Origin of the sequence: Pseudonocardia lutea, assembly GCF_042658055.1 — a bacterium.
GTDB classification, from domain to species: Bacteria; Actinomycetota; Actinomycetes; order Mycobacteriales; family Pseudonocardiaceae; genus Pseudonocardia; species Pseudonocardia lutea.
On record NZ_JBHSQK010000059.1, the window covers coordinates 35844 to 59924 of the forward strand.

Sequence of the window (24081 nt, forward strand, 5' to 3'; positions counted from 1 at the left end):
CTCGCTGCTCGGCGCGCGAACGGGATGACAGCCCAACCTCGCCCGGGGCGCCGTCGCGGCAGTGCGTGAGGCAGCAGAAAGGCATCATCAGCAACGTCACCAACCCACACGCGCCAGCACAGACCGACACACCGACCAGCGTCGACCGCCCTCCACGGTGCCTGCCACGGGCAGGGCGATGGAGTCCGGGTGGAACTCGGCAGGGCTCCTGCCTCGTCTTCTCGATCGTTGACGTGCCGAACCACGCAGTATCGGCCAAGTCAGGGCATTGATCTGCGCGTGGTTCGGCGCGGGCGCCTGCTTCTGATCTTCACGTGTGGCCGAAGCTGTCGCGAGATGGCGTGGCTGGCGGATCCGCTCACTGCGCCGATGAAGTGGGAGGAGGCGCTTGTGCCTGATGACCACGACGAGCACGACCCTTGCCGAGCGGTCCTCTCGCGGTCGTTCTGCGAACTCGACACGTACTCGACGGGGGCCCGGGCGACTTCCGCTGCCGAGGCGCGGGCCCAACAATGACCCGCATGACGGGGTTGCTGTCGCAGGCTGTCATCGGACGCCACGACGAGCTGGCCGTCTTGCGCCGGGGCCTGGAGTCAGCGGCCGACGGTCGCGGAGAGACGATCGTCGTCGCTGGAGAGCCCGGTGTGGGCAAGACGCGGCTGCTGCGCGAGGTACGCCGATGGTGCTCGCTACGTGGGGGCACCGCGCTGATCGGACGGGGGGTCCAGACCACGACCCCCGTCGCATTCCGGCCTCTGGTCGAAGCGCTGCTGGCAGCTGATCGTGCGGGGGCGCGCTGGGACGATCCGGATGTCGCACCGTTTCTGGGCGTGTTGGCTCAGCTGGTCCCCTCCTTGCCCGTGGGGGGCGCGATTCCGGCCGGACCGAGCATGCCGTCGTTGCTGCACGTCGCCGAAGGATTACTGCGGGTCCTCCGCACGTGCAGCCGTGGCGGGCCCGGCGTTCTCCTTCTCGACGACATGCACTGGGCGGACCCGGAGACCCGCGGAGTGCTCGAGTACCTGGCCGACCATGTACCTGAGGAGCCGGTGCTGGTCGTTGTCGGTTCGCGACCGGATCGTTCGCTGGACGCGGTGGTCACGTTGATGAGCCTGGTCGATCGGCGCTCGGCCAGGCTGCTGCAGCTGTCTCGGCTGACCGCGGATCAGGTCCTGGAGATGACCCGGCACTGCCTCGGCGACTCTGCGGTGCCGCCCGCGGTGCAGCAACTGGTCCAGGAACGGGCGGACGGCTTGCCGTTCTTCGTGGAGGAGTTGCTGGCCGGGTTGGCGAACGACGGCGTCCTGGTCCCGGCCGACGGCGCCTGGCATGTGCGCGGGGACCTCAGGCACGGCGTGCCGGACACCGTGGCGGAGTCGGTGCGCCGAAGGTGCGCCTCGCTGAGTCAGCGCGACCGGCAGCTGCTGCTGGACGCCGCGCTGCTGGGACGACAGATCGACACCGCCCTGCTGGCGGAGGTCCTCGACGTGGAGGTCACCGAGATTCATGGCGCCCTTCGCCCCGCCGCTGACCTCGGGCTGGTGGAGTTCGGCCCAGTCGGGGCCCGGTTTCGCCACGCGCTGACCCGCGACGCGCTGCTCGCCGGGATGCCCGGCCCGGAGCGAGGGTTGCGGGCCCGCCAGGTGTGGGCATCGCTGCGAGCCGCCCGGCCTACCCCGAGCGACGAGTTGGCCGAGGTCACCGCGGAGCTCGCAGTGACCGCCGGGCACTTCCAGGCGGCGGCGGAGCTGCTGCTGAGGGTGGGTCGAGGAGCGTTGCAGCAGGGCGCGCTCAGCAGCGCCGAGGCCGCACTGCGCCGGGCGCTGGCCCTCGCCGAGGGCACTCCGCTCGAGCTACCGCTCATGCGCGAGCTCGTGATGACGCTCGCCGCGGCCGGTCGTGCCGACGAGATCTTCCCGATCGGTGAGGAGCTGCTCGCGAGGCTGGATGGACAGGGATCCGACCCGGACGGCACGGAGAGGGGAGAGGTGCACCTGGCGCTGGCCCGCTCGGCGGTCGCGGCCACTGAGTGGGCGCTGGCCACCGCGCACCTGGATCGTGTGGTCGGCGGCGAGGCCCACGCCGTGTCGGCGCAGGTCGACACGCTGCGGGCGCTGGTGGCGATCGGCGAGTATCGCCTGGACGACGCCACTGCGCTCGCCGCCGCCGCGGTCGAGGCCTCGAGCGCCGTCGAGGATGCCGACCTGCACTGCGAGGCGCTGCTGGTGCACGGTCGATGCCTGCGAGCACGTGACCTCGAAGCAGCCGGGAGGATCTTCGAGCGTGCGAAGGACGTCGCACACGAGGCCGGCCTGGCCCACCGTGAGGCCAGGGCGCTCGCCGAATGGGGCTTCGTCGAGGCCTACCGACGAGGCGGCGAGGCGCAGCTCGAGGTCGCGCGGCGGCTCGCCGCCTCCTGCGGAGCACCCGAGACCGAGGCGTTCGCCGAGCTCGCCCTCGGTGCCGTTGCCTGGTGGCGCGAGGCTCCGGAGACCGGCCTGGCACACACGGCCACCGCGGAGCGGTTGGGCCGCCGCTACCGCCTCGGCCAGCTGGTTCCGGCCGCCTTGGTCACCGGCGCAGCGTTGCACGCGCTGCGCGGGGACCGCGCCGCGATGGATGCGGCGCTCGCAAAGGCGCTGCCGCTGGCCGGGGGGCAGACCACGGAGATGGTCGCACTCCACGCCCACTGTCTGGCGGCGTGCGCCCTGGCCGAGGGCGATCTGGCCACCGCCGCCGCTGAGCTGACGGCAGCGGTCGAAATGCTCCATCCGGCGCGACCGGCCGTGATCCCTCCGCTGGTCGCCCTCGATCCGTTGGTCCGGAGTGTGCGGGGGGCGGACGCGGGTGAGTTCGGCGCCGATCTGCGCACGTACAACTTCCATCGTGACGGACAGGTGACGGCGCTGCTCGACGCCGCCGACGCGGTGCTCCTCGGCCGGGCCGGGGAAGCGGAGGCCGCCACCGCGACGATCGAAGCGGTCCGGCAGAAGCTCGGCTCGAACGGCTTCCTCCACGCCGTGGTCTCCTGGCTCGTCGCCTCGGCGGCGGCTGAAGACGGTTGGGGCCGGCCCGTGGTCTGGCTGACCGATGCCCTCGAGTCGTTCGAGACCCGTGGCCTACGCGGCGCGGCCGACGCCTGCCGGACCGCGTTGCGTCACCTCGGTCGCCGGGTTCCGCGCGGCGCCGATGAGTTCAGCCCACGTGAGCAGGAGGTGTTGGCACTGGTCAGCGAGGGGCTGCCCAACAGGGAGATCGGCCAGCGGCTGTTCCTGTCGTCACGCACCGTGGAGAAGCACGTGGAACGACTCCTGGCCAAGACCGGAACGGCGAACCGTGCACAGTTGGCGACGTACGCACTGCGCCAGGCGAGAGGAGCCGGCATCGCCGCCGGCCCCAGCTCACTGCCGTAGCCGACTACGTGGTTCTACCTACCGCCTCGCGGAGCACTCGACCCAGTATCAGAGGGCCCTTCCACGTCCGCTCGAGCGGTCGGGCCCGTCCGAACGAGCCGACCTTCGAGTCTCGACCGGCCACGACCGCACAGCCGGAAGTCCTTCCGGTCGCCGAGAGGAGCGAGTTCGGTGATACCGCAGTCCCACACGACAGACGCCCGGACGCCGTCGATGACCGGCATCCACCATCTCGGCATCACCGTCACCGACCTGGCCCGCAGCCTCGACTGGTACACCGAGATGCTCGGAATGATCCAGTGGGGCGAGGAACACTACCCGGGCGGACACACGGCTCTGCTGATGCGGCCGGACCACTCGCTGCACCTCGGGCTCGACGTCCACGACCGCAACGGCGGCGAGTCGTTCGCGCCACATCGCACCGGGCTGGATCACCTCGCCCTCGCCGCTGCATCGCGCGACCAGCTCGCACAGTGGTACGCACACCTGACCGGCAAGGGGGTGGTCTGCAGCGACATCAAGGACTTCGTCCTCGGGCCGACCACCGGAGCGCTGTTCACGTTCCCCGACCCCGACGGCATAGCGCTCGAGGTCATCACCATCGACCTACCGAGCCAGTCATGACCGTCGAGCTCGACCACCTGATCGTCCACGCGGACGACGCCCGTGCATCCGCCACCTTTCTCGCCGGGATCCTCGGCGTCGAGGTCGGCCCGGAACAGGGCCCGTTCACGCCGGTCCCGTTGGCCAACCAGGTGACACTTCAGTTCATGACCGACCAGAACGTGCGTCCGCAGCACTGCGCGTTCGTGATGGATGCCCACGAGTTCGACGCTGCGATGGACCGCATAGGACTCTCCCGGGTCACCTACTGGGCCGACCCCTTCCAACAGCGCGCGAACGAGATCCACGAGGGTCCCGACGGGCGGAAGGCCTACTTCCTGGATCCCTCCGGCCACCTGATGGAAATCCTGGCTCCGCCGCCAGGATGAGGGCGGCAGGAGGCGTGCGCGGTCGGAGACCGGCAGGGCCTTCGACAGGCGAAGGCAGTCGTGAGCGCCTCCTCTCGGGGAGGAGACCGAGCGAGATCCGAGCCACCGTTGTCACGGAGACCGCGCCAGACCGGATCGCGGGCCGACGAGGCCAGTTCAATCAGGAACGGACCTTCTGCTCACCAGGCCGGACGGGGAGGAAGGCGCCCCGACCGCCCGAGGGGTGGCGGTCGGGGCGGCCTTCCTCAGGTCGACACACACCGCTGCTGCAGTCAACTGTTCCCGAGGGGGGCGTCCGATGCGGGTGCTGTTCACGCTACTTCCGGCCACCGGCCGCACAGCTGCGCGCGAGGGCCGGTCTCCCGCCCGACCCCGACATGCCCTACCGGTACCGGTCCTGCCGCTCACCCGCCTGCTCGACAATTGCGCCCTGCTCGTCACCCACGGCGGCTTCAACAGCGTCAAGGAGGCGTTGAGCAGGGGCGTACCGATGGTGATCATGCCGATCGCCTCGGACCAGCACCTCAGTGCCGCACGGTGCACCGCGCTCGGGGTCGCGGAGACCGTCGCCCCGACCAGCGCCACGCCGACCGCGTCGGCAGGGCGGTCCGGGCCGTGCTGGGGGACGCGGCCTACGCGCGCGCCGCACGACGGCTGGCCGCCGAGATGGCCGCGCAGCCACCGCTCGAGGAGGCGGTCCGGCGACTGGAGGCCCTGGTCTGATCCCTTCGTCCGCCGCCTTCGACCTGTTCGACTCAGCGGCGGCGCGTGCCGCGGCGGGCCCGGGGGCGCCGGGCGGCATTCTTCCTCGAGGGGCGGGTGTCCCCGGGGTCTCCTCTCGGCGCAGGGGTGCGCGAGCTGTTGACCGTGCGCCCGCGGACGATCCCGATGAACTCCTCCATGAGGTCGGTGTTCTCCGCGTCCGGCCAGGTGAGGACGACGCTCGACCCCGGGGCGTCGGCCACCGGCCGGTAGGTGAGGTCGCGGCGGTGGTGGAGGCGGGCCAGCGACTGGGGGAGGACCAGCAGGCCGACGCCCGCGGCGACGAGCTCGACGGCATCGGCCGTCGTGGCGGGCTCGAACGCCGCGGCCCGTCCCGGCCGGTCCTCGGGCCAGGCGAGGGTGTCGTCCCGCGGCCGGAGGACGATCTCGTCCGCCAGGTCCGCGACCGTGACCTCCTCGGCCGCGGTGAGCAGGTGCTCCTTCGGCACGACGACCACGGTGGTCTCGGTGTAGAGCGGGATCGCGTGCAGTCCGGTCCGGTCGATCGGCAGCCGGACGAGTCCGGCGTCCACCGCGCCGGTCCGGACCAGCTCCACCGCCTCCTCCGTGGTCGCCAGGACCAGCTGCAGGGGGACGTGGGGACGGCGCTCGGCCCACTTCCGCGCCCACCTGCCCGGCGTGACGCCCGGGACGTAGCCGAGCCGGAAGGACGCGGTGTCGTTCGGCTCGGTCACCGGCCCAGGCTATCGGCCGCTACGGCCCCGATAATCTGGGCGTATGACGCGGCAGAGGGCGACCCAGACCATGAAGCCCGCGACGGCGGCGAAGAAGCTCGGCGTGCTCCTCGAGGCGACGCCCGCCGAGTTCCGGGACGGGGTCGTCTCGCGCGACGAGCTCGACGCCCTGCAGGCCGATCCGCCCGAGTGGTTGCGCGAGCTGCGGCGCGACGGCCCGCACCCGCGCCAGGTCGTCGCGGACCGACTGGGAGTGTCGATCTCCGGACTGGCTCGTGCCGAGATCACCGAGCCGCTGACCACCGCCCAGATCGCGGCGTTGAAGGAGGAGCAGCCGGAGTGGCTGCGCCGCGAGCGCAGCACCCGCGCCGAGGCTCAGCGCGCGGAGGCCCGACTGCAGGCCGAACGGCGTCAGGCCGGGGGTGGGGTGCGGTCCCGGACATAGGAGCCCGGCGCCGGCTCCAGCGGTGGGTGGTCGGCGTTGCCGGCCGTGGCGGGGGCCGCGCGTTCGTCGCCCGACCTCTCCAGGAGCCAGTCGGCCCAGGCCTCCCACCACGTCCCCTGGCGCCGCTCCGCGGTGGCCCGCCAGTGCTCGGGGCCGTGCGAGGGGTCCCCGCCGATGAAGTAGCTGGCCTTCGGGTTGCCGGGCGGGTTGACCAGGCTGGCGATGTGACCCGCGTTGCTCAGGACGTAGGTGCTCGGCCCGCCCACCAGCTCGGTCGTCCGGTAGCACCCCGTCCAGGGGGTGAGGTGGTCGTTGACCGCTCCGGTGACGAACACCGGCACGGTGATCTTGCCGAGGTCGATCGGCGTCCCCAGCACCTCGAGGTGCCCCTCGGCGAGGGTGTTGGACCGGAAGATGTCGAGGAACTCCGAGTGCAGCGCCGCGGGCAGGTTCGTCCCGTCGGCGTTCCAGGCCAGGATGTCGAAGACCGGAGGACGTTCGCCCATCAGCCAGTTGTTGACGACGTAGTTGAACACCAGGTCGTCCGGGCGCATCCAGCTGAACACCGTGCCCAGGGACCGCGCGGTGATCACCCCACGGCGCTGCGAGTCCGCCCGGGCCATCTCCAACGCCCGCGGCGCGGAGAAGGCGCCGATCGGCGCCCGGACCCCGAAGTCCAGCAGCGTGACGCCGTACGACGCGGAGTGGATGGTGTGCTCGCCCCGAGCGGCGAGATGACCCAGGACGACCGACTGGAGGATGCCCCCGGCGCAGAAGCCGAGGGTGTTGACGTCCTCGACCCCGGTCACGTCCTCGAGGACCTCACAGGCGCTGAGGATCCGCCGGGCGTAGGTGGCGATGTCCCAGTCCGCCTGTTCCCGGGTGGGGTTGCGCCAGCTGAGCATGTAGACGCGCAGCCCGCGGCTCGTCGCGTACTCCACGAAGCTGCGCCCGGGCCGCAGGTCCAGGAAGTAGTACCGGCCGATGGGCGGCGGGACGACCAGCAAGGGGCGCTCCCGGACGGTGGGGGTGCTCGGCCGGTACTCGATGAGCTCGGCCACCTCGTCCCGGTCGATGACGTACCCCGGGGTGACGGCCAGGTCCTCGCCCACCGTGAAGGCACTGCGGTCGGTCTGCGAGGGCAGCCCGCCGTTGTGCCGGACGTCGTGCACGAACTGCCGGGCCCCGCGCAGGACGCTGGCGCCCGCGGTGTCGAAGGCCCGCTTGAGCGCGGCGGGGTTCGTCGGCAGCTGGTTGGTCGGCGCCAGCGCACTGGTCAACGCCGACACCGCGAACCGGGCCCGCTCCACGTCGTGCCAGTCCGCGGCGCTCTTCTCGTACTCGTCGACCAGCCGGCCCAGCTCCGAGCCCAGGGCGAGGTAGCCCTGACCCAGCCGGCGGAACAGCGGGTTCATCGACCAGGCCGGGTCGGCGAAGCGCTTGTCCTTCGGATGGGGCGTGTGCTCGTCGGTCCCGCGCGCGATCGACACCAGGTCCCGGACGAACCGTCCGGCGCCCCGGGTGACGGGCCCGGGCTGAGCGAAGGCCGAGGCGAGTCCCTTCAGGACCCCGGTGACCGACGGGATGCCGACCGCCTCGCCGCCCTCGACCACGCCGAGCGCGTCGGCCTCGTCGGCCGCGACGGGCTCCGCCGGCGGCCGGGGCCGCTCCGGCGGGACGGTCCGCTTCCCACCGGGTCGGCCGGGCGCTTCTGCGGTCATCGAGCGGCTCCGATCCTCGCGTGGGGGACGCGACTTCCGGACGAGGACGCGGTGCGGGCGGCCGACCGGGCCGCGACGAAGTCCCGGAACACCGGGTAGATCTCCTCGGACCAGCGCGAGCCCGCGAACACCCCGTAGTGCCCGACGCCCGACTGCAGGTGGTGGTGGTGATCGTCCGCGGGGATCCCGGTGCAGAGCCCGTGGGCCGCCTCGGTCTGCCCGGGCGAGCACAGGTCGTCCTCGGCTCCTTCGACGGTGAGCAGGGCGGTCCGGCGGATGGCGGCGAGATCGACCCGCTGCCCGCGCCAGACGAACTCCCCCCGGGGCAGGGCGTGCTCCATGAAGACGTGCTGCAGGGTCTCCAGGTAGAACTCGGCCGGCACGTCCATGACCGCGCCGTACTCGTCGTAGAAGTCGCGGATCCGCCGGGCGGTCGCGCCGTCGCCCGCGACCAGCGCGCGGTAGAGCTGGACGTGCGAGCCCAGGTGCCGCCGGGTGTTCATCGACAGGAACGCGGTCAGCTGGGCCAGCCCCGGGTACACGCGCCGCCCGGCACCGGCGTAGCGGCGGGGCACCCGCGAGACGAGGAACCGCTCGTAGAACGACAGCGGCCGGCGCGCGGCGAGCTCGTTGATCCGGTTCGGGTTCACCCGGGTGTCGATGGGGCCGGCCATGAGCGTGAGGCTGCGGGGCTGTGCCGGGTCGTCCGCGACCGCCAGCAGGGCGACAGCCGCGAGCACCAGCGGGGCCGGTTGGCACACGGCCAGGGCGTGGTGGCCCGGGCCGAGGTGGCGCATCGCGGCCAGTACGTGGTCGATGTACTCGTCGAGCCCGAACCGGCCCTCCTCGACCGGGACGTCCCGGGCGTTGTGCCAGTCCAGCACGTAGACGTCGTGGTCGGACAGCAGCATGCGGACCGTGGGCCGCAGCAGCGTGGCGAAGTGCCCGGAGATCGGCCCCACCAGCAGCGTCGGCGTCCTCCCGGTCACCCCGGGTGTCGCGAAGTGCAACAGGGTGGCGAAGGGTGTCGCCAGGACGGGCCGGACCTCGACCGCGACGCGCTGGCCCGCGACCGTGACCGAGTCGATGCCCCAGTCCGGGCGGACGTGGGTGGGACGGCTGCCCGCGACGATCTCGCTGACGGCCTTGAGCCTGCGGGTCCCGCCCAGCTCCGCGACCGGCGCGGGCAGTCCCGACAGGGTGCGGTGCAGGAGCTTCGACGAGATCCGGGCCGGCTCGGTCAACCGCCGGTGCCACTCGTACGCGGGATAGAGCATCGGCCGATCTCCGTTCGTCGTGCGACGTGCGTCACACGGAAAGTAACCGACCGTCGCGTTGTCGACCACCGCTGGCGGGACGGCACGGCGGTCACCCCGACGTCGTCCGGGGTGACCGCCGCGGAGGTCGTGAGGTAGGAAGGGCCCGTGAGCCGCATCAACGACGTCGGCGGGATGAGCGGGTTCGCACCGATCGTCGAGGAGCCCGACGAGCCGCGCTTCCACGCGGACTGGGAGGCGCACGTGTTCGCGCTCAACGGCGCCCTGATCCGGCGCGGCGTCTACAACCTCGACGAGTTCCGCGACGCGCAGGAGCGGCTGCCGGTGCGGGAGTACCTGGCCGCCTCCTACTACGAGCGGTGGTTCGCCGCGATACGCCTGCTGCTGGCGGAGAAGGGCGTCGCGACCGCCGAGGAGCTCGCGCATGGCTGACCGGTTCGCGGCGGGCGACCGGGTGCGGACCCGGTCGCTCGACGTGGCGGGACACACCCGGCTGCCGGGCTACGCGCGGGGCGCGGTCGGCACCGTCGTGGAGCTGGCGGGCCGGCACCCGCTGGCCGACGAGCGGGCCCGCGGCCGGGACGGCGAGCCGCACCCCGTGTACCACGTCCGCTTCGCGGCGGCGGACCTGTTCGGCGCCGGCGACCACTCCGTCGTGGTGGAGCTGTGGGAGGACTACCTGGTGGAGGAGCGGGCATGAGTGGGGAACACGCGAGCGCGACGATCTCGGCCGAGGTCCGGCACGTCGAGTCGCTGCTGGAGGCTCGCGGGCTGCTGCAACCCGGCGAGATCGACGCCCGCATCGACGAGTTCCTCGCCGGAGGGAGCCCGGCCAACGGGGCCCGGATCGTTGCCCGCGCGTGGACCGATCCGGGTTTCGCGGAGCGCCTGCTGGCCGACGCCAACGCCGCGATCCGCGAGCTGGGCCTGTCCATGGCGGGCGGCCTCCAGGAGCAGCGGCTCAAGGTGGTCGCGAACGGCGTGCGCGCGGACGGGACGGAGGAGCACCACGTCGTGGTGTGCACGCTGTGCTCCTGCTACCCGATCGCGCTGCTGGGGCCCTCGCCGTCCTGGTACAAGAGCGAGGCCTACCGCTCCCGCGTGGTGCGCGACCCGCGCGGCGTGCTGCGCGAGTTCGGTCTGGAGCTGCCGGACCCGGTCGCGATCTCGGTGTGGGACGCGAGCGCGGAGTCCCGGTACATGGTCCTGCCCCGCAGGCCCGACGGCACCGAGGGGCTCTCCGAGGAGCAGCTCGCCGGGCTCGTCACCCGGAAGGGCCTGATCGGCACCGCCGCGGTCTGAGGTCCGTTCCCGCCCTGGTCCGGCTCCCGGAACGAGGTTGTGGACGAGGGGCCTTCGGCGCTGCCCGCGACGCTCCGCGAGCCCCGTGGAGGTGGGTGCCCGGATCCGCCCACCGACCGGGTGCATAGGGTGTCGCGGTGCAGCTGACGGTGACCAGGCGGACCGGCTACCGCGAGTGGACGTGGACGGTGGTCGACGAGGACGGCTTCGTCGTCTCCGGGATCGCGAACAGCCGTCGACGCGCGCAGGACATCATCGCGTGGGTGCAGGCGGAGTTGCGCTACCCACCCATGCTGCGGCCGCCGGCGAACGCCCTCCGGAACCTGACCTTCAAGCTCCCGCTGGTGGTGGAGGACTGACCCGGGGACCGCTCAGCCCGACCCGCCCTCCTGCCGCGCCTGCTCCTCGAGGAACTGCAGGGCGCGCTCGCCCTCCGGCCCGTCCTGGGCCAGGCCCTGCCGCATCGTGTCGAGCTTCTGCCGCCCCGCCGGGAAGGGCGGGAGCAGCGGCACCTCGGCGTCGACCACGGCCTCCAGCAGGGCGGGACGGTCGGCCTTGAGGGCGGCGTCCCACGCGGCGCCGACGTCGGCGGGGTCGTCGACGCGGATGCCGTGCAGGCCCAGCAGCTCGGCGTAGCGGGCGTAGGGGAACTCCGGCAGCCGCTGGCTGTCGTCGAACCGCGGGTCGCCCTCCATCTCGCGCTGCTCCCAGGTCACCTCCGCCAGGTCCCGGTTGTGCAGGACGCAGACGACGAACCGCGGGTCGGCCCAGTCCGACCAGCGGGCCGCGACGGTGATCAGCTCGGCGAGCCCGTTCATCTGCATCGCGCCGTCGCCGGCCAGCGCGACGACCGGCCGGTCCGGGGCGGCGAGCTTGGCCGCGAGGCCGTACGGGAGGGCCGAGCCCATGCTCGCCAGCGTCGAGGACAGGTGGGCCTGCACACCCGGCGGCAGCAGCAGGTGCCGGGCGTACCAGTAGGTGATCGACCCCACGTCGACCCCGACCTGCGCGTCGGCGGGCAGCCGGGGGCTGAGCTCGCGGACGACCAGCTCGGGGTTGAGCGGCCGGGCGGGCAGCGCCGCCCGTTCCGCGGCGAGGTCGCGCCACCGCTCCACCGCCTCGACGACCTGGGTGCGCCAGCCGTCGTCGGCCCGCTCGTCGAGCAGGGGGAGCAGGGCGTCGAGGGTCTCGGCCGCGTCGCCGGGCAGCCCGACGTCGACCGGGTAGCGGTTGCCGAGGTTGCGGGTGTCGACGTCGATCTGCACGGTGCGCGCCTGCCCGGGCGGCGGGTAGTACTCGGTCCACGGGTCGTTCGAGCCGACGATCAGCAGCGTGTCGCAGTTCTCCAGAACGAAGGCGCTCGCGCTGGTGCCCAGGTGCCCCATGACCCCGGCGGCGACGGGGGAGTGCTCGTCCACCCAGGGCTTGCCCAGCAGGCTGGTGGTGATCCCGGCGCCGAGCCGCTCGGCCGCGGCCTGAACCTGTGCGCCGGCGTGCCGCGCGCCCTGCCCGACCAGCAGGGCGACCTTCCGGCCGGCGTTGAGCACCTCGGCGGCGGCGCGCAGGTCGTCGTCGTGCGGGCGCACGCGGGGCCGCCGCCACTGCGGTGAGCTGACGATCACGCCGTGCTCCTGGGGGAGGCCCTCGGGCAGGGGCAGCCGTTGCACGTCGTGCGGCAGGACGACCGCGCAGGGCGCGCGGGAGGCCAGGGCGGTACGGAAGGCCCGGTCGAGCACCATCTGCGCCTGCTCCGGCGCGGTCACCGTCTGCACGTAGCGGGTGGCGTCGCCGAACAGCGTCTGCAGGTCGATGTCCTGCTGGTAGGCCGACCCCAGCACCGTCCGCTCCTGCTGGCCGACGACGGCGACCAGCGGCACGCCGTCGAGCTTGGCGTCGTACAGGCCGTTGACCAGGTGGACCGCGCCCGGGCCCTGCGTGGACATGACGACGCCGACGCCGCCGGTGTACTTCGCGTGCCCGACCGCCATCAGCGCCGCGGTCTCCTCGTGCCGGGCCTGCACGAACGCCGGACGGCCCCCGGCCCGCCGCATCGCCCCGAGCACGGTGTTGATCCCGTCGCCGGAATGGCCGAACACGCGCTCGACGCCCCACGCGCGCAGACGCTCGACGACGAGGTCCGCGACCAGCTGCTGGTCCTCACCCATGGACCGTCGGGTACCCGGCGCCCCGCCCCGCATGCCGCAGCGGCCGATCGTGCCCGATCCCGCGCAGTTCGGTCCGTCGGCTCGCTCAGCTCGCCGCGCGGATCCGGTCGAGCACGGTCTCCGCGATGCCGGCGAGCGCGTCGACCTGGGCGGCGTCGAGCCCGTCGAACATCAGCTCCCGCACCGCCTCGACGTGGCCGGGCGCCGCGCCCTCGATCGCGCGCCGCCCCTCCTCGGTCAGCACGACGAAGGCCCCCCGGGCGTCGTCGGTGCACTCCTGCCGCTCGACCAGACCGCGCTTCTGCATCCGCGAGAGGTGGTGGGAGAGCCGGCTCTTCTCCCACTGCAGGGCCTCGGCCAGCTCCAGCACGCGCACCTGCTCGCCGTTGCGGTCGGTCAGCGCGACGAGCACGTCGAAGTCGGCGTAGGAGAGGCCGGAGTCGGCCTGCAGCCGCCGGTGCAGCTGCGCCTGCAGCTGGGCCTGCATCGCGAGGTAGGCGCGCCAGGTCCGCTGCTCGCGCTCGTCGAGCCATCGGGTCATGGGCTCCACGGTACCGGAATAGTTGACACGTCACCAAGGTTGAGGCACGGTAGATGACACATCAACCAGTGAGGTGAGGGTCATGCAGTTCGGAGTGTTCTCCGTCAGCGACGTCACGACCGACCCGACGACCGGGCGCACGCCGTCCGAGGCGGAGCGGATCACGGCGGTCGTCGCGATCGCGAAGAAGGCCGAGGAGGTGGGGCTGGACGTCTTCGCCCTGGGCGAGCACCACAACCCGCCCTTCTTCTCCTCGTCGCCGACGACGACCCTCGGCTACATCGCGGGGCAGACCGAGCGCCTGCAGCTCTCGACGGCCACGACGCTGATCACCACGAACGACCCGGTGAAGATCGCCGAGGACTACGCGATGCTGCAGCACCTGGCCGGCGGCCGCGTGGACCTGATGATGGGCCGCGGCAACACCGGCCCGGTCTACCCGTGGTTCGGCAAGGACATCCGGGACGGCATCCCGCTGGCCATCGAGAACTACGCGCTGCTGCGCAGGCTGTGGGACTCCGACGTCGTCGACTGGGAGGGCCGGTTCCGCACCCCGCTGCGCGGCTTCACCTCGACCCCGCGCCCGCTCGACGGCGTCGCGCCGTTCGTGTGGCACGGCTCGATCCGCAGCCCGGAGATCGCGGAGCAGGCCGCGTACTACGGCGACGGCTTCTTCCACAACCACATCTTCTGGCCGGCGGAGCACACCAGGCGGATGGTCGAGTTCTACCGCCGCCGGTTCGAGCACTACGGCCACGGCGCCGCGGACCAGGCGATCGTCGGGCTCGGCGGGCAGGTGTTCATGCGGAGGAACAGCCAGGACGCGGTGAAGGAGTTCCGGCCGTACTTCGACAACGCACCGGTCTACGGGCACGGGCCCTCGCTGGAGGACTTCAGCCGGGAGACCCCGCTGACCGTGGGCAGCCCGCAGCAGGTCATCGAGCGGACCCTGGGGTTCCGCGACTACGTCGGGGACTACCAGCGCCAGCTGTTCCTGGTCGACCACGCGGGCCTGCCCCTGAAGACCGTGCTCGAGCAGCTCGACATCCTGGGCGAGGAGGTCGTGCCGGTGCTGCGCAAGGAGTTCGCCGCGCTCAAGCCCGCGCACGTCCCCGACGCTCCGACCCACGAGTCCCTGGTCGCCGCGCGCGGCGCGAAGGACTCGACCGTCTACGCCCCGGCGGACGACGTCACGGGGCAGGCCCCGGAGGAGGCGGCCTGATCATGGAGAAGCGAAGGATCGCCGTGGTGAGCGCGGGACTGTCCGTCCCGTCGTCCACCCGGCTGCTGGCCGACCGGCTGGCCGCGGCGACCGTGGCGGCCCTGCGCCGCCGCGGCGTGGAGGCCGACGTCGAGGTCGTCGAGCTGCGCGAGCACGCCCGCGACCTGGCCGACGACCTGGTCACCGGTTTCGCGAACGCCGGGCTGCGGCCGGCGCTGGAGGCCGTGACCGGCGCCGACGGGATCATCGCGGTCACGCCGATCTTCTCGGCGTCGTACAGCGGGCTGTTCAAGACGTTCTTCGACGTCGTGGACAAGGACGCCCTGACCGGCAAGCCGGTGCTGATGGGGGCGACGGCCGGCACGGCCCGGCACTCGCTGGCGCTCGAGCACGCGCTGCGGCCGCTGTTCGCCTACCTGCGCGCCGTCGTCGCGCCCACCGGCGTGTTCGCGGCGTCGGAGGACTGGGGTGGCGCGGGGGAGGCGAGCCACGGGCTGGCCGCGCGGATCGAGCGCGCGGCCGAGGAGCTGGCCGAGCTCGTCGCCACGCGGCCGGCGGCGCGGGCGGCGGACCCGTTCGCCGACGCGCCGTCGTTCGAGGCGCTGCTCGGTGGCGTCTGAGCCCTGCCGCGGCCCGGCGCGACCGGGGCAGGCCCGTCCCGCCGGTCCCCGGGGAGGGTGAGGACCCGCCACCGAGCTGAGCAGCGGTCGAGCGCCCCGACCGAGGCCGCGACGTGGGGGGCGCTGCCGCTGCTCGCGGCGGCGCGCGTCGGGCCAGTGGTCCTTGCTCGAGCCGGGCCTCGCCGCGTGGTGTGACGCCACGACCCGCCAGGGTCCATCGCCCCGGAAAGGGCCTCTTCCGCCCCGGGACCCCGTGGACCCCGCGGGGCCGTCCGCCCCTGCCTGTGCCGCGCCCGCGTCGGGCACGGTGTCCGCGGGGACGAGTCGGGCCGTGGCGGGGGACGAGGGGGGCTGCGGGGTGGTTCGCGCCGGGGGGTACGCGGGCGTGCGCGGGGGACGGCGCCGCTGGTGGCTCTGGATCGCCTGGCCGCTGGCGGTGTCGGCGGTGCTGGTGGTCGAGTGGGTGCTGCTGCACGAGCGGATCGAGGCGGACATCGCCCTGCTGCTCGCGAGCGGGCGGGACACGGCGGCCGTGGCCGCGCCGGCCAGGCCGCTGCCACCGTTGCCGGCCGCCCCCGCGCCGCCCGCCGCCGGCGCGGTCGGCGCGGTCGGCCTGCGCACCGTGCGGACCTGCGGGTCCGGGCAGGACTGCCTCGTCCGGATCCACGTGGGGCTGCGTCCCGCGCCGGAGCCGGTGGCCGTCGGCTGGGTCCTGCGGCTCGACGACCTGTGCGCCGGCACCGCCGGCACGCTCGCCGACGGCACCGTGACAGTGCCCGCGGGCGGGGACCGCGCCGACGTCGTCGCGTCCGTCCGGGTGCCCGACGCCGCCGCGACCGCCCTCACCGCCGTCACGGGTGGCCCGGGGGTCGCGGCCAGCCCGGCGGTCCGCGTCCCGCCGACGGGCGGGTGCACCCCGTGACCGGCCGGCGCGGGGGACCGTCGCGATGAGGCCCGGCAGGCGCCTGCGCCGGCTCCTGCGTGGCAGGCGCCGGGTCTCCGCGTGGGCCTCCGACCGGCCGTCCCGCGCGGAGCGGCCGCCGCGGCGCCCGCGCAACCCCGGGCTGGCGTTCGACCTCGTGGCCGTGCTGGCCACGCTGGTCCTGGTCGTCGCGGGACTGGCGAACCTCGCCGTCGTCGAGGGCGCCGACACCGCCGTGCGGCAGGCGATCATCGCCGGCGGCGGGCTCGTGCTGCTGGCGTTGTTCTGGCGGGTCCGGGTCGGCCTGCTCGGGGTGCTCGGCGTCGTCTGCTACGCCGCGGCCGTCGTGCTGCTCCTCGCGGTGCCCGTGGTGGGGCTGTCGGCCAACGGCGCCACCCGGTGGATCGCCTTCGGCGGGTTCACCTTCCAGCCCTCCGAGCTCGCGAAACTGGGCATGCTCCTGGTCGTCGCCGGCGTCCTGGGATCGGGCCGGCCGGCGTGGCAGCGGTTCCTGGGCGCACTGGTCCTGGCCGCGGTGCCGATCATGCTCACCGTGCTGCAGCCCGACCTGAGCACCACGACGCTGCTGGTGGTCGTCGCGGTCGCGCTGCTGATCATCGGGCGGGTGCCGGCGCGGTTCGTGCTGCCGGTGTTCGCCGGGGCCGCGGTGGCCGCACCGCTGGTCGTCGGGCTGCTGCGGCCCTACCAGGTGGAGCGGCTCGGCAGCTTCCTGGCGGGCTCGGCGGAGTCGCCGGCGGGCTCGGGGTGGGCCGTCGCGCAGGCGCGGATCGCGCTCGCCTCGGGCGGCGCGTTCGGGCAGGCCGGGGACCCGGTGACGAACATCCTGGAGCGCTACCTGCCCGAACGGGACACCGACCTCGCCCCGGCCAGCCTCGTCCTGCAGTTCGGGATGGTCGCGGGGGTGGCGGTGCTGCTGGCCGCCGTGGTCCTGGTGTGGCGGCTCGCCGTCGCGTCGCGCACCTCGCGCACCGCCCACGGGGCGCTGCTCGCGGGTGGGCTCGCCGTGCTGTTCGGCGCCGAGGTCGTGGTCTCCGTCGGCGGCAACCTCGGCCTGCTGCCGCTGGCCGGGGTGCCGTTCCCGCTGGTCAGCTACGGCGGCACCGCGGTGGTGGTGCACCTCGCGGCGATCGGTGTCGTGCTCGGCGTCCGGCGCGACGGGGCCCGCCGGGTGCTGTGGGCCGCGCCCGAGCGGCTGCGCCCGCGGCTGGTCCGGGTGGCCGCGCTGGGCGTGACCGGGCTGCTGGTCACCTTCGGGGCCTTCGGCTGGCGGCTCGAGGCCGTCGAGGGGCCCGCGCTGGTGGCGGCGGGCCAGGAGCAGATGACCCGCTGCGCCCGGCTGCCGGCCCCGCGCGGCGACATCACCGACCGCAACGGCACGGTGCTCGCCACCGACGCCGCGAGGACGGACGCCGGCACGGCCAAGGTCCTGGCGGTCCCGACCCTGGTCCGGCCCGTCGAGATCGACGGGATCGCGGAGATGCTCGGCCGGCCGGCCGCGGACGTGCGGGCCGCCCTCGACGCGGCCCCCGACACCACGTTGTCGCTCGAGCTGGCCGACCTGCCCCTCGCGCAGGCGCGGGCGTTCACCAGGTTCGCCGGGATGCGGGTCGAGCTCGACCCGCGGCGCAGCTACCCCACCGGCGAGCTGCTCGGCCCGCTCCTCGGGTACACCGGGGTGGCGACCGAGGTGCAGGCGCGGCGCGACCCGACGCTGGCGCCCGGCGTCGTCGTCGGACGGGCGGGGCTGGAGGCGAGCTACGACGCGGTGCTGCGCGGCCTGGACGGCGAGCAGTGCTACTACGTCACCCCGTCCGGCGTCCCGACCGCCGTCGGGACCCGCCGTGAGCCGGTGCCGGGTGCGGACCTGCGTACGGCCCTCGACCTGCCGTTGCAGCGCCGGCTGACCGACTCGGTGCGGGCCTCGCTCGCCTCCCAGCGCAACCCGCGCGCGGTCGGCGCGGCGGTCGCCATGGATCCGCGCAACGGCCAGGTCCTCGCCCTGGCGAGCCTGCCCTCCTACGACAACAACCTGTACGGCCCGCCGCTCGACGCGCAGGCGCTGCAGGCCGTGGAGGCGCGCCCGGGCCACCCGACCCTCGAGCACGCCAGCCAGGTCGCCGTGCCGCCCGGGTCGACCTTCAAGCTCGTGGTGGCGGCGGCGAACGTCGTCACGAACACGATCCCGCCCGCGTCGGTGATCCCCACCGGGGCGAGCTTCACCCTCGGCGGTCACACCTTCGACAACTGGCGCCCGATGGGCCCGATGAACCTGCCGCAGGCCATCGCCTGGTCGAACGACGTGTACTTCTACCAGCTCGCCGCGCGGCTGGGCCCGGGGCCGATCGTCGACGCCGCCCACGCGCTCGGCGTGGGGGCACCGACGGGCATCGACCTCCCGGGCGAGTCCGCGGGCTACCTCGGCACCCCGGAGACGATCGAGGCGGACGGCAGCCACTGGTACGGCGGCACGACGGTGATCCTCGGCATCGGCCAGGGCCCGCTGCAGGTCACGCCGCTGCAGAACGCCCGCTGGACGGCGGCGGTCGCGACCGGCCAGCTGGTGACGCCGCGGGTGGGGCTCGCCGTCGGCACCCCCGAGACCGGGTTCACCGCCCTGCCGGTGCCCCCGCCCGTCCCGGTGCCCTTCGCCGCAGCGCTCGGCCCGATCAGGGACGGCATGCGCGGGGCCGTGCACGGGGGGACGGCCACGTCGCTCTCGACGCTGCCCCTGGACTCCGGCGCGAAGACCGGCACCGCGCAGGACGGCAGCCTGTCGGCGGAGGAGTACGACAACTGGACCTCGGCGGCCGCGCCGCTCGACGCGCCGACCGTGGTCATGACCGGGCTGGTCCAGGGACCGGGCAAGGGCGGCAACAGCGCGAGCCGGATCGTCCTCGACGGGCTGCGGCAGTACACGGACGCGCCCCCGGCCCCCTGACGGGAGAGGTACCGCCGGGATGCCCGTCCCGGCGGCGGGCCCGCCTCAGGCCCGGGCGTAGGTCTCGAGCACGCCGGGCAGGGTGAAGGCGCGCGCGGCACCCTCGGCCACACAGGTGGACGGGTTCTCCGCCTGCTTGACGGGCAGCCCGAGACCCGCCTCCAGCGCCGCGCGCAGCCCGCGGGTCGGGGAGGCACCCCCGACGAGCAGGACGCCGTCCGCGGCGAGGTCGTCGAGCGCGCGGGCGGGCAGGTCGTCGAGGCAGCCGATCAGCGAGGTCGCGAGCTCGGCGACCCGCGGCGCCACGATGCCGTGCAGCTCGGCGGCGGGCAGGCGCACCGTGCGGGGCCGGCCGTTGTCGCCGTCCCGCCCGACGACCGCGATCTCGGCGCCGTCCGGTGCCCCGCCGGCCCGGATGGTCAGCTCCTCGGCGGCGTCCCGGCCCAGGAGGAGGTGGTGCTGCTCGCGGACGTGCCGGCGCACCGCGGCCGCGATCGCGTCCCCGGCGACCCGGCGCGACCGCACGGCCAGCACCTCGCCGAAGCACATCGCGACGATCTCGGCCGTGCCGGCGCCGACAACGGCGACCATGTGCACCCGCCGGTCGAGCGGGTCGACGCCGCACCCGATCGCGCCGGCGACGGGTCCGGCGATGGCCAGCACACGGACGATCCCGGCCTCCTCCGCGGCCTCGACCAGGGCGCGGCGTTCCAGCGGGCTGGCCCCTGCCGGGACGGTGAGGACCGCGGACAGCCGGGTCCGTTGCCAGGGCCGGGGGAGCACGTGACGGACGACGGCGCGCAGGTAGCGGCGGGCCGTGTCCAGGTCGGTGATCACGCCGTCGCGCACCGGCCGGACGGCGTGCGCGCCCGAGGGGATCCTGTCGACGAGGTCGGCGGCCTCGCGGCCCACGCTCACGCCCCGGCCGTGCGGGCGGGCGAGCATGACCGACGGCTCGTCGTACTGGAACCCGCCCTCGGCGTCGTACAGCACCGTGGTGCCGGTGCCGACGTCCATGCCGATACGCCCCATGCTCCACCCCCAGCTCCCGGCACGGTGCCCCGCGCCGCCCCCTGCCAGCCTGCCCCTCGCCGCCGCCCCCCGGCAGGGCCGAAGGACGCTAGTCCGTCCGCCCTACGCGCCCGCCGGCTCCGGTGCCGCCTCGGTCCGCACCACGACCACCGGGCACGGGCCGCGGTGGACCGCGCGCCGCGCCGGCTCGTCCCACCGCCCCGTGCCGTCGGGCCGACCCAGGACCAGCGCGGCGGCGCCCGACGCGCGCTCCAGCACGTGTTCGACGAACGGGCCGCGCACGGCGGCCGTCTCCACCCGGACCTCGGGGAACCGGGCGGTCCACGGCGCGAGCGCGGTGTCCAGCGCGGCGGCCGCGACGAGGTCGGCGTCGGCGTCGCCGGTCTGCGGGACCTCGACGACGAGCGGCACGCCGCGGCCGGCGGCGAGCGGGAAGGCGGCGGCGAGCAGCGGCGTGTCCCGCACCGGGTCGGCGACGGCGACCACGACCACCGAGCGGTGCCGGCGGTGCGGTGCGCGCACGACCGCGACCGGGCAGCGGGCCCGGCCGATCAGGTCGAGGGCGACGGAGTCGTCGGCGGCCTCCGGCGGGTCGTCCCGCCCGCCCATGCCCACGACCAGCAGCGACGCGGAGCGGGCGGCCTCGAGCAGGGCCGGCCCGGGCGCCCAGTGCGACACGCGGCGCAGCACGTCGACCTCGGGGGCGACGGCCAGGGCGCGGGCCGTGGCCCGGTCGAGCAGCGCCTCGGCGCGGTGCGCGGACTCGTCCGGACGGAGGGCGTGCACGAGCACGAGCGGGACGCCGAGCGCGCGGGCCTCGCCCGCCGCGAACGCGACCGCGAGCAGGGACGCGTTGCTGCCGTCGACACCGACCGCGACGGGGGATCCGGACAGGGTCACCGCTTGCGTCCTCCCAGCCGAGCGTCTGCCGAGCGTGGGCCGGGGCGGGCGTTCCCCGTGAACGCCCGCCCCGGCGGGTCCACCCGTCCGCTCCCCAACGACGAGTGGTGACCGGCGCGGTGCCTTCACGCTGCCGGCGACGTCGATGGTGCCCCGACGGCACGGCTCTCAGCAGGGTCGAAAGTCCTGTATTCGGGGCCCGGACCGGCCGCTCCGCCGTGCGAGGGGCGGCCCGCGACGGTCGGCGGCGGTCGGTGTGGTCAGTCCGGTCAGTGCGGGACGGCGGGAGTGGCGGTCTCCACCTCGGCGTGGGCGACCTCCAGCATGTGCCGCGCGAGGTCGACCAGCGCCTGGGCCGCCGCGACCTCGTCGGCCACGCCGGGGACGTCGGCGTCCGGCGGGGCGAGCCGCGCCTGCCCGATCCCGACGAGCCGGTCGGAGACGCGGTCGTGCAGCCGCGCCACGGCCCGCGTCACCCCGGACCCGGCCTCGAGGTCGACGATCACGGTCCAGCGCTTTCCCGCGGGGATGCCCGAGGGCCGGTCCGGCTGCGGGCCGGACCGGATCCGGTCCGCGGCCGTGAGCGCGTCCGACAGGCTGCGTGCGGTGGTCGGCTCGGTCATCCCCGTCCCTCTCGGCGTCCTGCGTCGAGCGTGCCCCCGCGGGACGCGCGACGGAAGGGCTCACCGGGTTCGCGGCCCCGATTCGGTCGGGACGGGCATCCCGCGGGGGGGGGGGGGGGGGGGGGNGCCCGCACCGGCGGACGGGTCGCCCACCCGGGGGCTGGGGGTGTAGCGCGGGTGGGAGGCCCGGGTCCGCGGGACGAGGAGAGGGGGCCCGGGCGCGGGCGGCACGCAGCACCGGGCGCGGCGCCGGGCGGGGGTTCGAGACCCCCGTCCCGGTCGTGCGCACCGNGCCGGGGGTTCGAGACCCCCGTCCCGGTCGTGCGCACCGGTGGCGGTGGAGGCATGGGACCCGCTCGGACTGCCGGTTGCGCTGTGGGCTCAGGCGGACCGGATCGAGGCAGCCTACCGTTCGGCGGCCACCGTCGCATCCACCGGCAGCGTGCCCGTCTCGACGACGTCGAGGGCCACGTCGCGCAGCTTGCGGTGCAGCCGGCGGGACGCGGTCCGCAGCAGGTCGAACGCCTGGTCGCGGGTGACCAGCCGGCGCGCCATGAGGATGCCCATCGCGGTGCCGATGTCGCGGTTGGAACGCAGCGCCTCGTCGAGCTCGGCGCAGCGGCGGCGGTTGCGGGCGTCGGTCATCGCGAGGGCCGCGTGCGCGGCGAGGACCGTGCCGACGGCGACGGCGTGGTGGTCGAAGGCGCCCGGCCTCGTCGAGGAGAGGGTCAGGGCGCCCAGGACGTCGTCCTCGACGAACAACCGGAAGCACAGCAGTCCGCGCACCCCGGTCTCGGCGACGGCGCGCCGGCCGAAGGCGGGCCAGCGGGCGTCGGCGGCCAGGTCCGCGACCGCGCACACGAACCGGTCGTGGATCACGCCGAGGCAGGGGCCCTCGCCGACCTCGTGCTGGATCTCGTCGACCCGGCTCGCGGCCGCGCCCGTCGACGCCACGGACACCACCCCGCCGTGCCGGTCGACCAGCGAGATCCCCGCGTGGTCGCAGCCGGGCACGGTCGCGACGGCGTAGAGCGTGACCCGCTCCTGCGCGTCCTCCGGGGTCGGCGCGGTCCGCAGCGCCCGCGCGAGCCGGGCGAACCGCTCGGCGAGCCCGACCTCCCCGGTCAACGGGCGTCCCGCAGCACGCGCAGCAGGTCGGAGAGGGTGACGATGCCGGCCACCCGGTCCCCGTCGAGCACCGGCACGACCCGCACGTCGGCCTCGCGCATCCGGTGCACCAGCCCGAGGAGGTCGCCGTCGGGCGTCGCCGTCGGCACGTCGGTGCGCACGAGCGGCCCGACGCCCGGGGCCGCGGGTCCGCGGCGGCCCTCCAGCCGGTCCGGCACGAGATCGGCCTCGGCGAGCATCCCGACGAAGCGGCCCCGCTCGTCGACCACCGGCACGTCCGGGAGCCCGTGCGCCGCGAGCGCCGCGGCCGCGTCGCGGACGCTGGATCCCACCGCCACGACGAGCACCGGGTCGCTCATGACCTCGCGCACGTGCACCCGGGGAGCGTCCCGCCCGCACGGGCTCTCGGCCAGGGTCCGAAGCCCCGGAGCGGCTCGGCCGTGCACCTGCGCGGTGCGCGTGGCGGGCGCCGCCGCGACGGCTCCCGCGGTCACCGCGCGGAGTCGACGTGGGCGTCCGGGCCGGGGAAGAACACGGACTCGTGGCCGTCCTGCCAGCGCACCCGGTAGTGCTCGGTGTCGCCCTCGCCGCCGAGGACGGCGACGATGGTCCCGCGCCGCCGGGCGATGTCGAGGGCGTTGGTCTCGATGACGATGCGGTCGCCGACGTGAGCCTGCACGATGCCTCCCTGCACGCGGGTGGGCACCCCAGGATCCCGCGTCACCCGCCCGCGGACCAGGGTCCGGCGGGTCCCGGAGGCGATAGGGACTTCCGACCCTGGTGCGCCGGCGCCGCCCGGGCCAGACTCTGCTCCCGATGCACCGCGAGAACGCGGTGATGCCCGCGTGCCCCGCGCTCCGTCGGAGCCGTGGCCGCGCTTCCGAGCCGATCGGCCCACCGGTCCGCCCGGCCCCACACCGCCCGCCCCGCCGCCGCGCGCGGCGCCGCACGAGGAGCCCGATGACCCTCACCGCGCTGCCCCTCACGTCCGCCCCCGTTCCCGCGCCGTCCGTGGAGTTCGACGCGGTCATGCCCGCGATCGCGCGGCTCGCCCGCGAGTTCGCCGGGCAGCTCTCGCCCCGGGTGGTCGCGCGGGTCGTCCGGGGGTGCCGCGCGGACCTGTCCGGGGTGCCCGCGGGGGCCGTGCCGGAGCTGCTGGAGCGGCTGGCCCGCCAGCGTCTGCTCGACGTCGACGCCGAGCGCGCGGAGCGCCGGGGCGCCTGACCCCCGTCCGCGCGCCGCGGATCGCCGTGCGGACGTCGGTCCGGTCGCGCCACGGACCGCCGCGCGGACGGCGGCCCGGGCGCGCCGCTCAGCCGTGCAGCCGCGCCGGGAGCGCGCTCGGCAGGGCCAGCACCTCGC

The 24081-nt window shown here is 74.7% G+C and carries 24 protein-coding genes and 1 pseudogene; 14 read left to right on the forward strand and 11 right to left on the reverse strand.

Features of this window, described 5'->3' with window-relative positions; all coding sequences use genetic code 11:
- The first annotated feature begins 521 nt into the window (after positions 1-521).
- The 4 genes and pseudogenes from ACFQH9_RS22015 to ACFQH9_RS22030 all read left to right on the forward strand — a co-directional run.
- Positions 522-3413, forward strand: coding sequence for a helix-turn-helix transcriptional regulator (locus tag ACFQH9_RS22015; protein ID WP_379568434.1), 2892 nt, complete (start codon positions 522-524; stop codon positions 3411-3413).
- Positions 3414-3626: 213 nt separating this feature from the next.
- The gene (locus tag ACFQH9_RS22020; RefSeq protein ID WP_379568436.1) at positions 3627-4037 is read left to right on the forward strand and encodes a VOC family protein; all 411 of its coding nucleotides are present in this window, start codon (positions 3627-3629) and stop codon (positions 4035-4037) included.
- The gene (locus tag ACFQH9_RS22025) at positions 4034-4405 is read left to right on the forward strand and encodes a VOC family protein (protein ID WP_379568438.1); all 372 of its coding nucleotides are present in this window, start codon (positions 4034-4036) and stop codon (positions 4403-4405) included. Before ACFQH9_RS22020 ends, ACFQH9_RS22025 begins: the two co-directional genes overlap by 4 nt.
- A gap of 298 nt (positions 4406-4703) precedes the next feature.
- Positions 4704-4979: pseudogene (locus tag ACFQH9_RS22030) on the forward strand (glycosyltransferase); the annotation flags it as partial.
- Positions 4980-5160: 181 nt separating this feature from the next.
- On the opposite strand, the gene ACFQH9_RS22035 reads toward ACFQH9_RS22030, so the two are convergent.
- Positions 5161-5862, reverse strand: coding sequence for a LysR family substrate-binding domain-containing protein (locus tag ACFQH9_RS22035; RefSeq protein WP_379568440.1), 702 nt, complete (start codon positions 5860-5862; stop codon positions 5161-5163).
- Positions 5863-5905: 43 nt separating this feature from the next.
- Here ACFQH9_RS22035 and ACFQH9_RS22040 point away from each other — a divergent pair, with 43 nt between their 5' ends.
- Entirely contained in the window at positions 5906-6307 is a 402-nt protein-coding gene (locus ACFQH9_RS22040) for a DUF5997 family protein (RefSeq protein WP_379568442.1), read from the forward strand.
- Here ACFQH9_RS22040 and ACFQH9_RS22045 read toward each other — a convergent pair.
- Together ACFQH9_RS22045 and phaZ are read right to left on the reverse strand one after the other, a co-directional pair.
- Positions 6274-8028: a PHA/PHB synthase family protein gene (locus ACFQH9_RS22045; RefSeq protein WP_379568444.1), complete on the reverse strand. Its 1755-nt coding sequence runs from the start codon at positions 8026-8028 to the stop codon at positions 6274-6276. The two genes, ACFQH9_RS22040 and ACFQH9_RS22045, sit on opposite strands and share 34 nt — an antisense overlap.
- Positions 8025-9305 (reverse strand): polyhydroxyalkanoate depolymerase, encoded by a 1281-nt coding sequence (phaZ, locus tag ACFQH9_RS22050; RefSeq protein WP_379568446.1) that lies wholly within the window; start codon positions 9303-9305, stop codon positions 8025-8027. The genes ACFQH9_RS22045 and phaZ overlap by 4 nt, the downstream gene beginning before the upstream one ends.
- 147 nt (positions 9306-9452) lie before the next feature.
- Between phaZ and ACFQH9_RS22055 the strand changes: the two genes are divergently transcribed.
- The 4 genes from ACFQH9_RS22055 (at position 9453) to ACFQH9_RS22070 (ending at position 10966) form a co-directional block, all read left to right on the forward strand.
- Entirely contained in the window at positions 9453-9737 is a 285-nt protein-coding gene (locus tag ACFQH9_RS22055) for a hypothetical protein (protein WP_379568448.1), read from the forward strand.
- A complete protein-coding gene (locus tag ACFQH9_RS22060) occupies positions 9730-10005 on the forward strand; it encodes an SH3-like domain-containing protein (protein WP_379568450.1) in 276 nt (91 codons plus the stop codon). The genes ACFQH9_RS22055 and ACFQH9_RS22060 overlap by 8 nt, the downstream gene beginning before the upstream one ends.
- Entirely contained in the window at positions 10002-10607 is a 606-nt protein-coding gene (locus ACFQH9_RS22065) for a nitrile hydratase subunit alpha (protein ID WP_379568452.1), read from the forward strand. Before ACFQH9_RS22060 ends, ACFQH9_RS22065 begins: the two co-directional genes overlap by 4 nt.
- Positions 10608-10744: 137 nt before the next feature.
- Positions 10745-10966 carry a hypothetical protein gene (locus ACFQH9_RS22070; protein ID WP_379568454.1) on the forward strand — a complete coding sequence of 74 codons (222 nt, stop codon included), beginning with the start codon at positions 10745-10747 and terminating at the stop codon, positions 10964-10966.
- A gap of 12 nt (positions 10967-10978) precedes the next feature.
- Here the strand turns inward: ACFQH9_RS22070 and ACFQH9_RS22075 are convergent, their stop codons facing one another.
- Positions 10979-12772 (reverse strand): thiamine pyrophosphate-requiring protein, encoded by a 1794-nt coding sequence (locus ACFQH9_RS22075; protein ID WP_379568456.1) that lies wholly within the window; start codon positions 12770-12772, stop codon positions 10979-10981.
- An 85-nt stretch (positions 12773-12857) separates the two neighbouring features.
- The gene (locus ACFQH9_RS22080; protein WP_379568458.1) at positions 12858-13313 is read right to left on the reverse strand and encodes a MarR family winged helix-turn-helix transcriptional regulator; all 456 of its coding nucleotides are present in this window, start codon (positions 13311-13313) and stop codon (positions 12858-12860) included.
- Between the two features lie 82 nt (positions 13314-13395).
- Between ACFQH9_RS22080 and ACFQH9_RS22085 the strand changes: the two genes are divergently transcribed.
- From ACFQH9_RS22085 to ACFQH9_RS22100, 4 genes are all read left to right on the forward strand, one after another.
- On the forward strand, positions 13396-14535 hold the full coding sequence (locus tag ACFQH9_RS22085; RefSeq protein ID WP_379568460.1) for an LLM class flavin-dependent oxidoreductase: 1140 nt from the start codon (positions 13396-13398) through the stop codon (positions 14533-14535).
- Positions 14536-14537: 2 nt separating this feature from the next.
- The gene (locus ACFQH9_RS22090) at positions 14538-15155 is read left to right on the forward strand and encodes an FMN reductase (RefSeq protein WP_379568462.1); all 618 of its coding nucleotides are present in this window, start codon (positions 14538-14540) and stop codon (positions 15153-15155) included.
- 331 nt (positions 15156-15486) lie between these two features.
- The gene (locus tag ACFQH9_RS22095; RefSeq protein WP_379568464.1) at positions 15487-16077 is read left to right on the forward strand and encodes a hypothetical protein; all 591 of its coding nucleotides are present in this window, start codon (positions 15487-15489) and stop codon (positions 16075-16077) included.
- Between the two features lie 25 nt (positions 16078-16102).
- Complete coding sequence (locus ACFQH9_RS22100; RefSeq protein ID WP_379568466.1) at positions 16103-19036, forward strand: FtsW/RodA/SpoVE family cell cycle protein; 2934 nt, start codon at positions 16103-16105, stop codon at positions 19034-19036.
- Between the two features lie 45 nt (positions 19037-19081).
- On the opposite strand, the gene ACFQH9_RS22105 is transcribed toward ACFQH9_RS22100, so the two are convergent.
- From ACFQH9_RS22105 to ACFQH9_RS22130, 6 genes are all read right to left on the reverse strand, one after another.
- Positions 19082-20053 (reverse strand): rod shape-determining protein, encoded by a 972-nt coding sequence (locus ACFQH9_RS22105; protein WP_379568468.1) that lies wholly within the window; start codon positions 20051-20053, stop codon positions 19082-19084.
- 117 nt (positions 20054-20170) lie between these two features.
- Entirely contained in the window at positions 20171-20968 is a 798-nt protein-coding gene (locus ACFQH9_RS22110; protein ID WP_379568470.1) for a universal stress protein, read from the reverse strand.
- A 269-nt stretch (positions 20969-21237) separates the two neighbouring features.
- A complete protein-coding gene (locus ACFQH9_RS22115) occupies positions 21238-21591 on the reverse strand; it encodes a dsRBD fold-containing protein (protein WP_379568472.1) in 354 nt (117 codons plus the stop codon).
- A gap of 405 nt (positions 21592-21996) precedes the next feature.
- Positions 21997-22719 carry a GAF and ANTAR domain-containing protein gene (locus ACFQH9_RS22120; RefSeq protein ID WP_379568474.1) on the reverse strand — a complete coding sequence of 241 codons (723 nt, stop codon included), beginning with the start codon at positions 22717-22719 and terminating at the stop codon, positions 21997-21999.
- Entirely contained in the window at positions 22716-23096 is a 381-nt protein-coding gene (locus ACFQH9_RS22125; protein ID WP_379568476.1) for a CBS domain-containing protein, read from the reverse strand. The genes ACFQH9_RS22120 and ACFQH9_RS22125 overlap by 4 nt, the downstream gene beginning before the upstream one ends.
- Positions 23097-23209: 113 nt before the next feature.
- Positions 23210-23398 carry a DUF1918 domain-containing protein gene (locus tag ACFQH9_RS22130; RefSeq protein WP_379568478.1) on the reverse strand — a complete coding sequence of 63 codons (189 nt, stop codon included), beginning with the start codon at positions 23396-23398 and terminating at the stop codon, positions 23210-23212.
- Positions 23399-23679: 281 nt separating this feature from the next.
- Here ACFQH9_RS22130 and ACFQH9_RS22135 point away from each other — a divergent pair, with 281 nt between their 5' ends.
- On the forward strand, positions 23680-23943 hold the full coding sequence (locus ACFQH9_RS22135; protein WP_379568480.1) for a hypothetical protein: 264 nt from the start codon (positions 23680-23682) through the stop codon (positions 23941-23943).
- Positions 23944-24081: the final 138 nt, after the last annotated feature.

Coding starts and splice junctions, on each gene's coding strand:
- ACFQH9_RS22015 (WP_379568434.1), top strand. CDS start 522: ATGACGGGGTTGCTGTCGCAGGCTGTCATCGGACGCCACGACGAGCTG.
- ACFQH9_RS22060 (WP_379568450.1), top strand. CDS start 9,730: ATGGCTGACCGGTTCGCGGCGGGCGACCGGGTGCGGACCCGGTCGCTC.
- ACFQH9_RS22045 (WP_379568444.1), bottom strand. CDS start 8,028: ATGACCGCAGAAGCGCCCGGCCGACCCGGTGGGAAGCGGACCGTCCCG.
- ACFQH9_RS22040 (WP_379568442.1), top strand. CDS start 5,906: ATGACGCGGCAGAGGGCGACCCAGACCATGAAGCCCGCGACGGCGGCG.
- ACFQH9_RS22085 (WP_379568460.1), top strand. CDS start 13,396: ATGCAGTTCGGAGTGTTCTCCGTCAGCGACGTCACGACCGACCCGACG.
- ACFQH9_RS22075 (WP_379568456.1), bottom strand. CDS start 12,772: ATGGGTGAGGACCAGCAGCTGGTCGCGGACCTCGTCGTCGAGCGTCTG.
- ACFQH9_RS22065 (WP_379568452.1), top strand. CDS start 10,002: ATGAGTGGGGAACACGCGAGCGCGACGATCTCGGCCGAGGTCCGGCAC.
- ACFQH9_RS22115 (WP_379568472.1), bottom strand. CDS start 21,591: ATGACCGAGCCGACCACCGCACGCAGCCTGTCGGACGCGCTCACGGCC.
- ACFQH9_RS22025 (WP_379568438.1), top strand. CDS start 4,034: ATGACCGTCGAGCTCGACCACCTGATCGTCCACGCGGACGACGCCCGT.
- ACFQH9_RS22020 (WP_379568436.1), top strand. CDS start 3,627: ATGACCGGCATCCACCATCTCGGCATCACCGTCACCGACCTGGCCCGC.
- ACFQH9_RS22105 (WP_379568468.1), bottom strand. CDS start 20,053: ATGGACGTCGGCACCGGCACCACGGTGCTGTACGACGCCGAGGGCGGG.
- ACFQH9_RS22100 (WP_379568466.1), top strand. CDS start 16,103: ATGAGGCCCGGCAGGCGCCTGCGCCGGCTCCTGCGTGGCAGGCGCCGG.
- ACFQH9_RS22080 (WP_379568458.1), bottom strand. CDS start 13,313: ATGACCCGATGGCTCGACGAGCGCGAGCAGCGGACCTGGCGCGCCTAC.
- phaZ (WP_379568446.1), bottom strand. CDS start 9,305: ATGCTCTATCCCGCGTACGAGTGGCACCGGCGGTTGACCGAGCCGGCC.
- ACFQH9_RS22090 (WP_379568462.1), top strand. CDS start 14,538: ATGGAGAAGCGAAGGATCGCCGTGGTGAGCGCGGGACTGTCCGTCCCG.
- ACFQH9_RS22135 (WP_379568480.1), top strand. CDS start 23,680: ATGACCCTCACCGCGCTGCCCCTCACGTCCGCCCCCGTTCCCGCGCCG.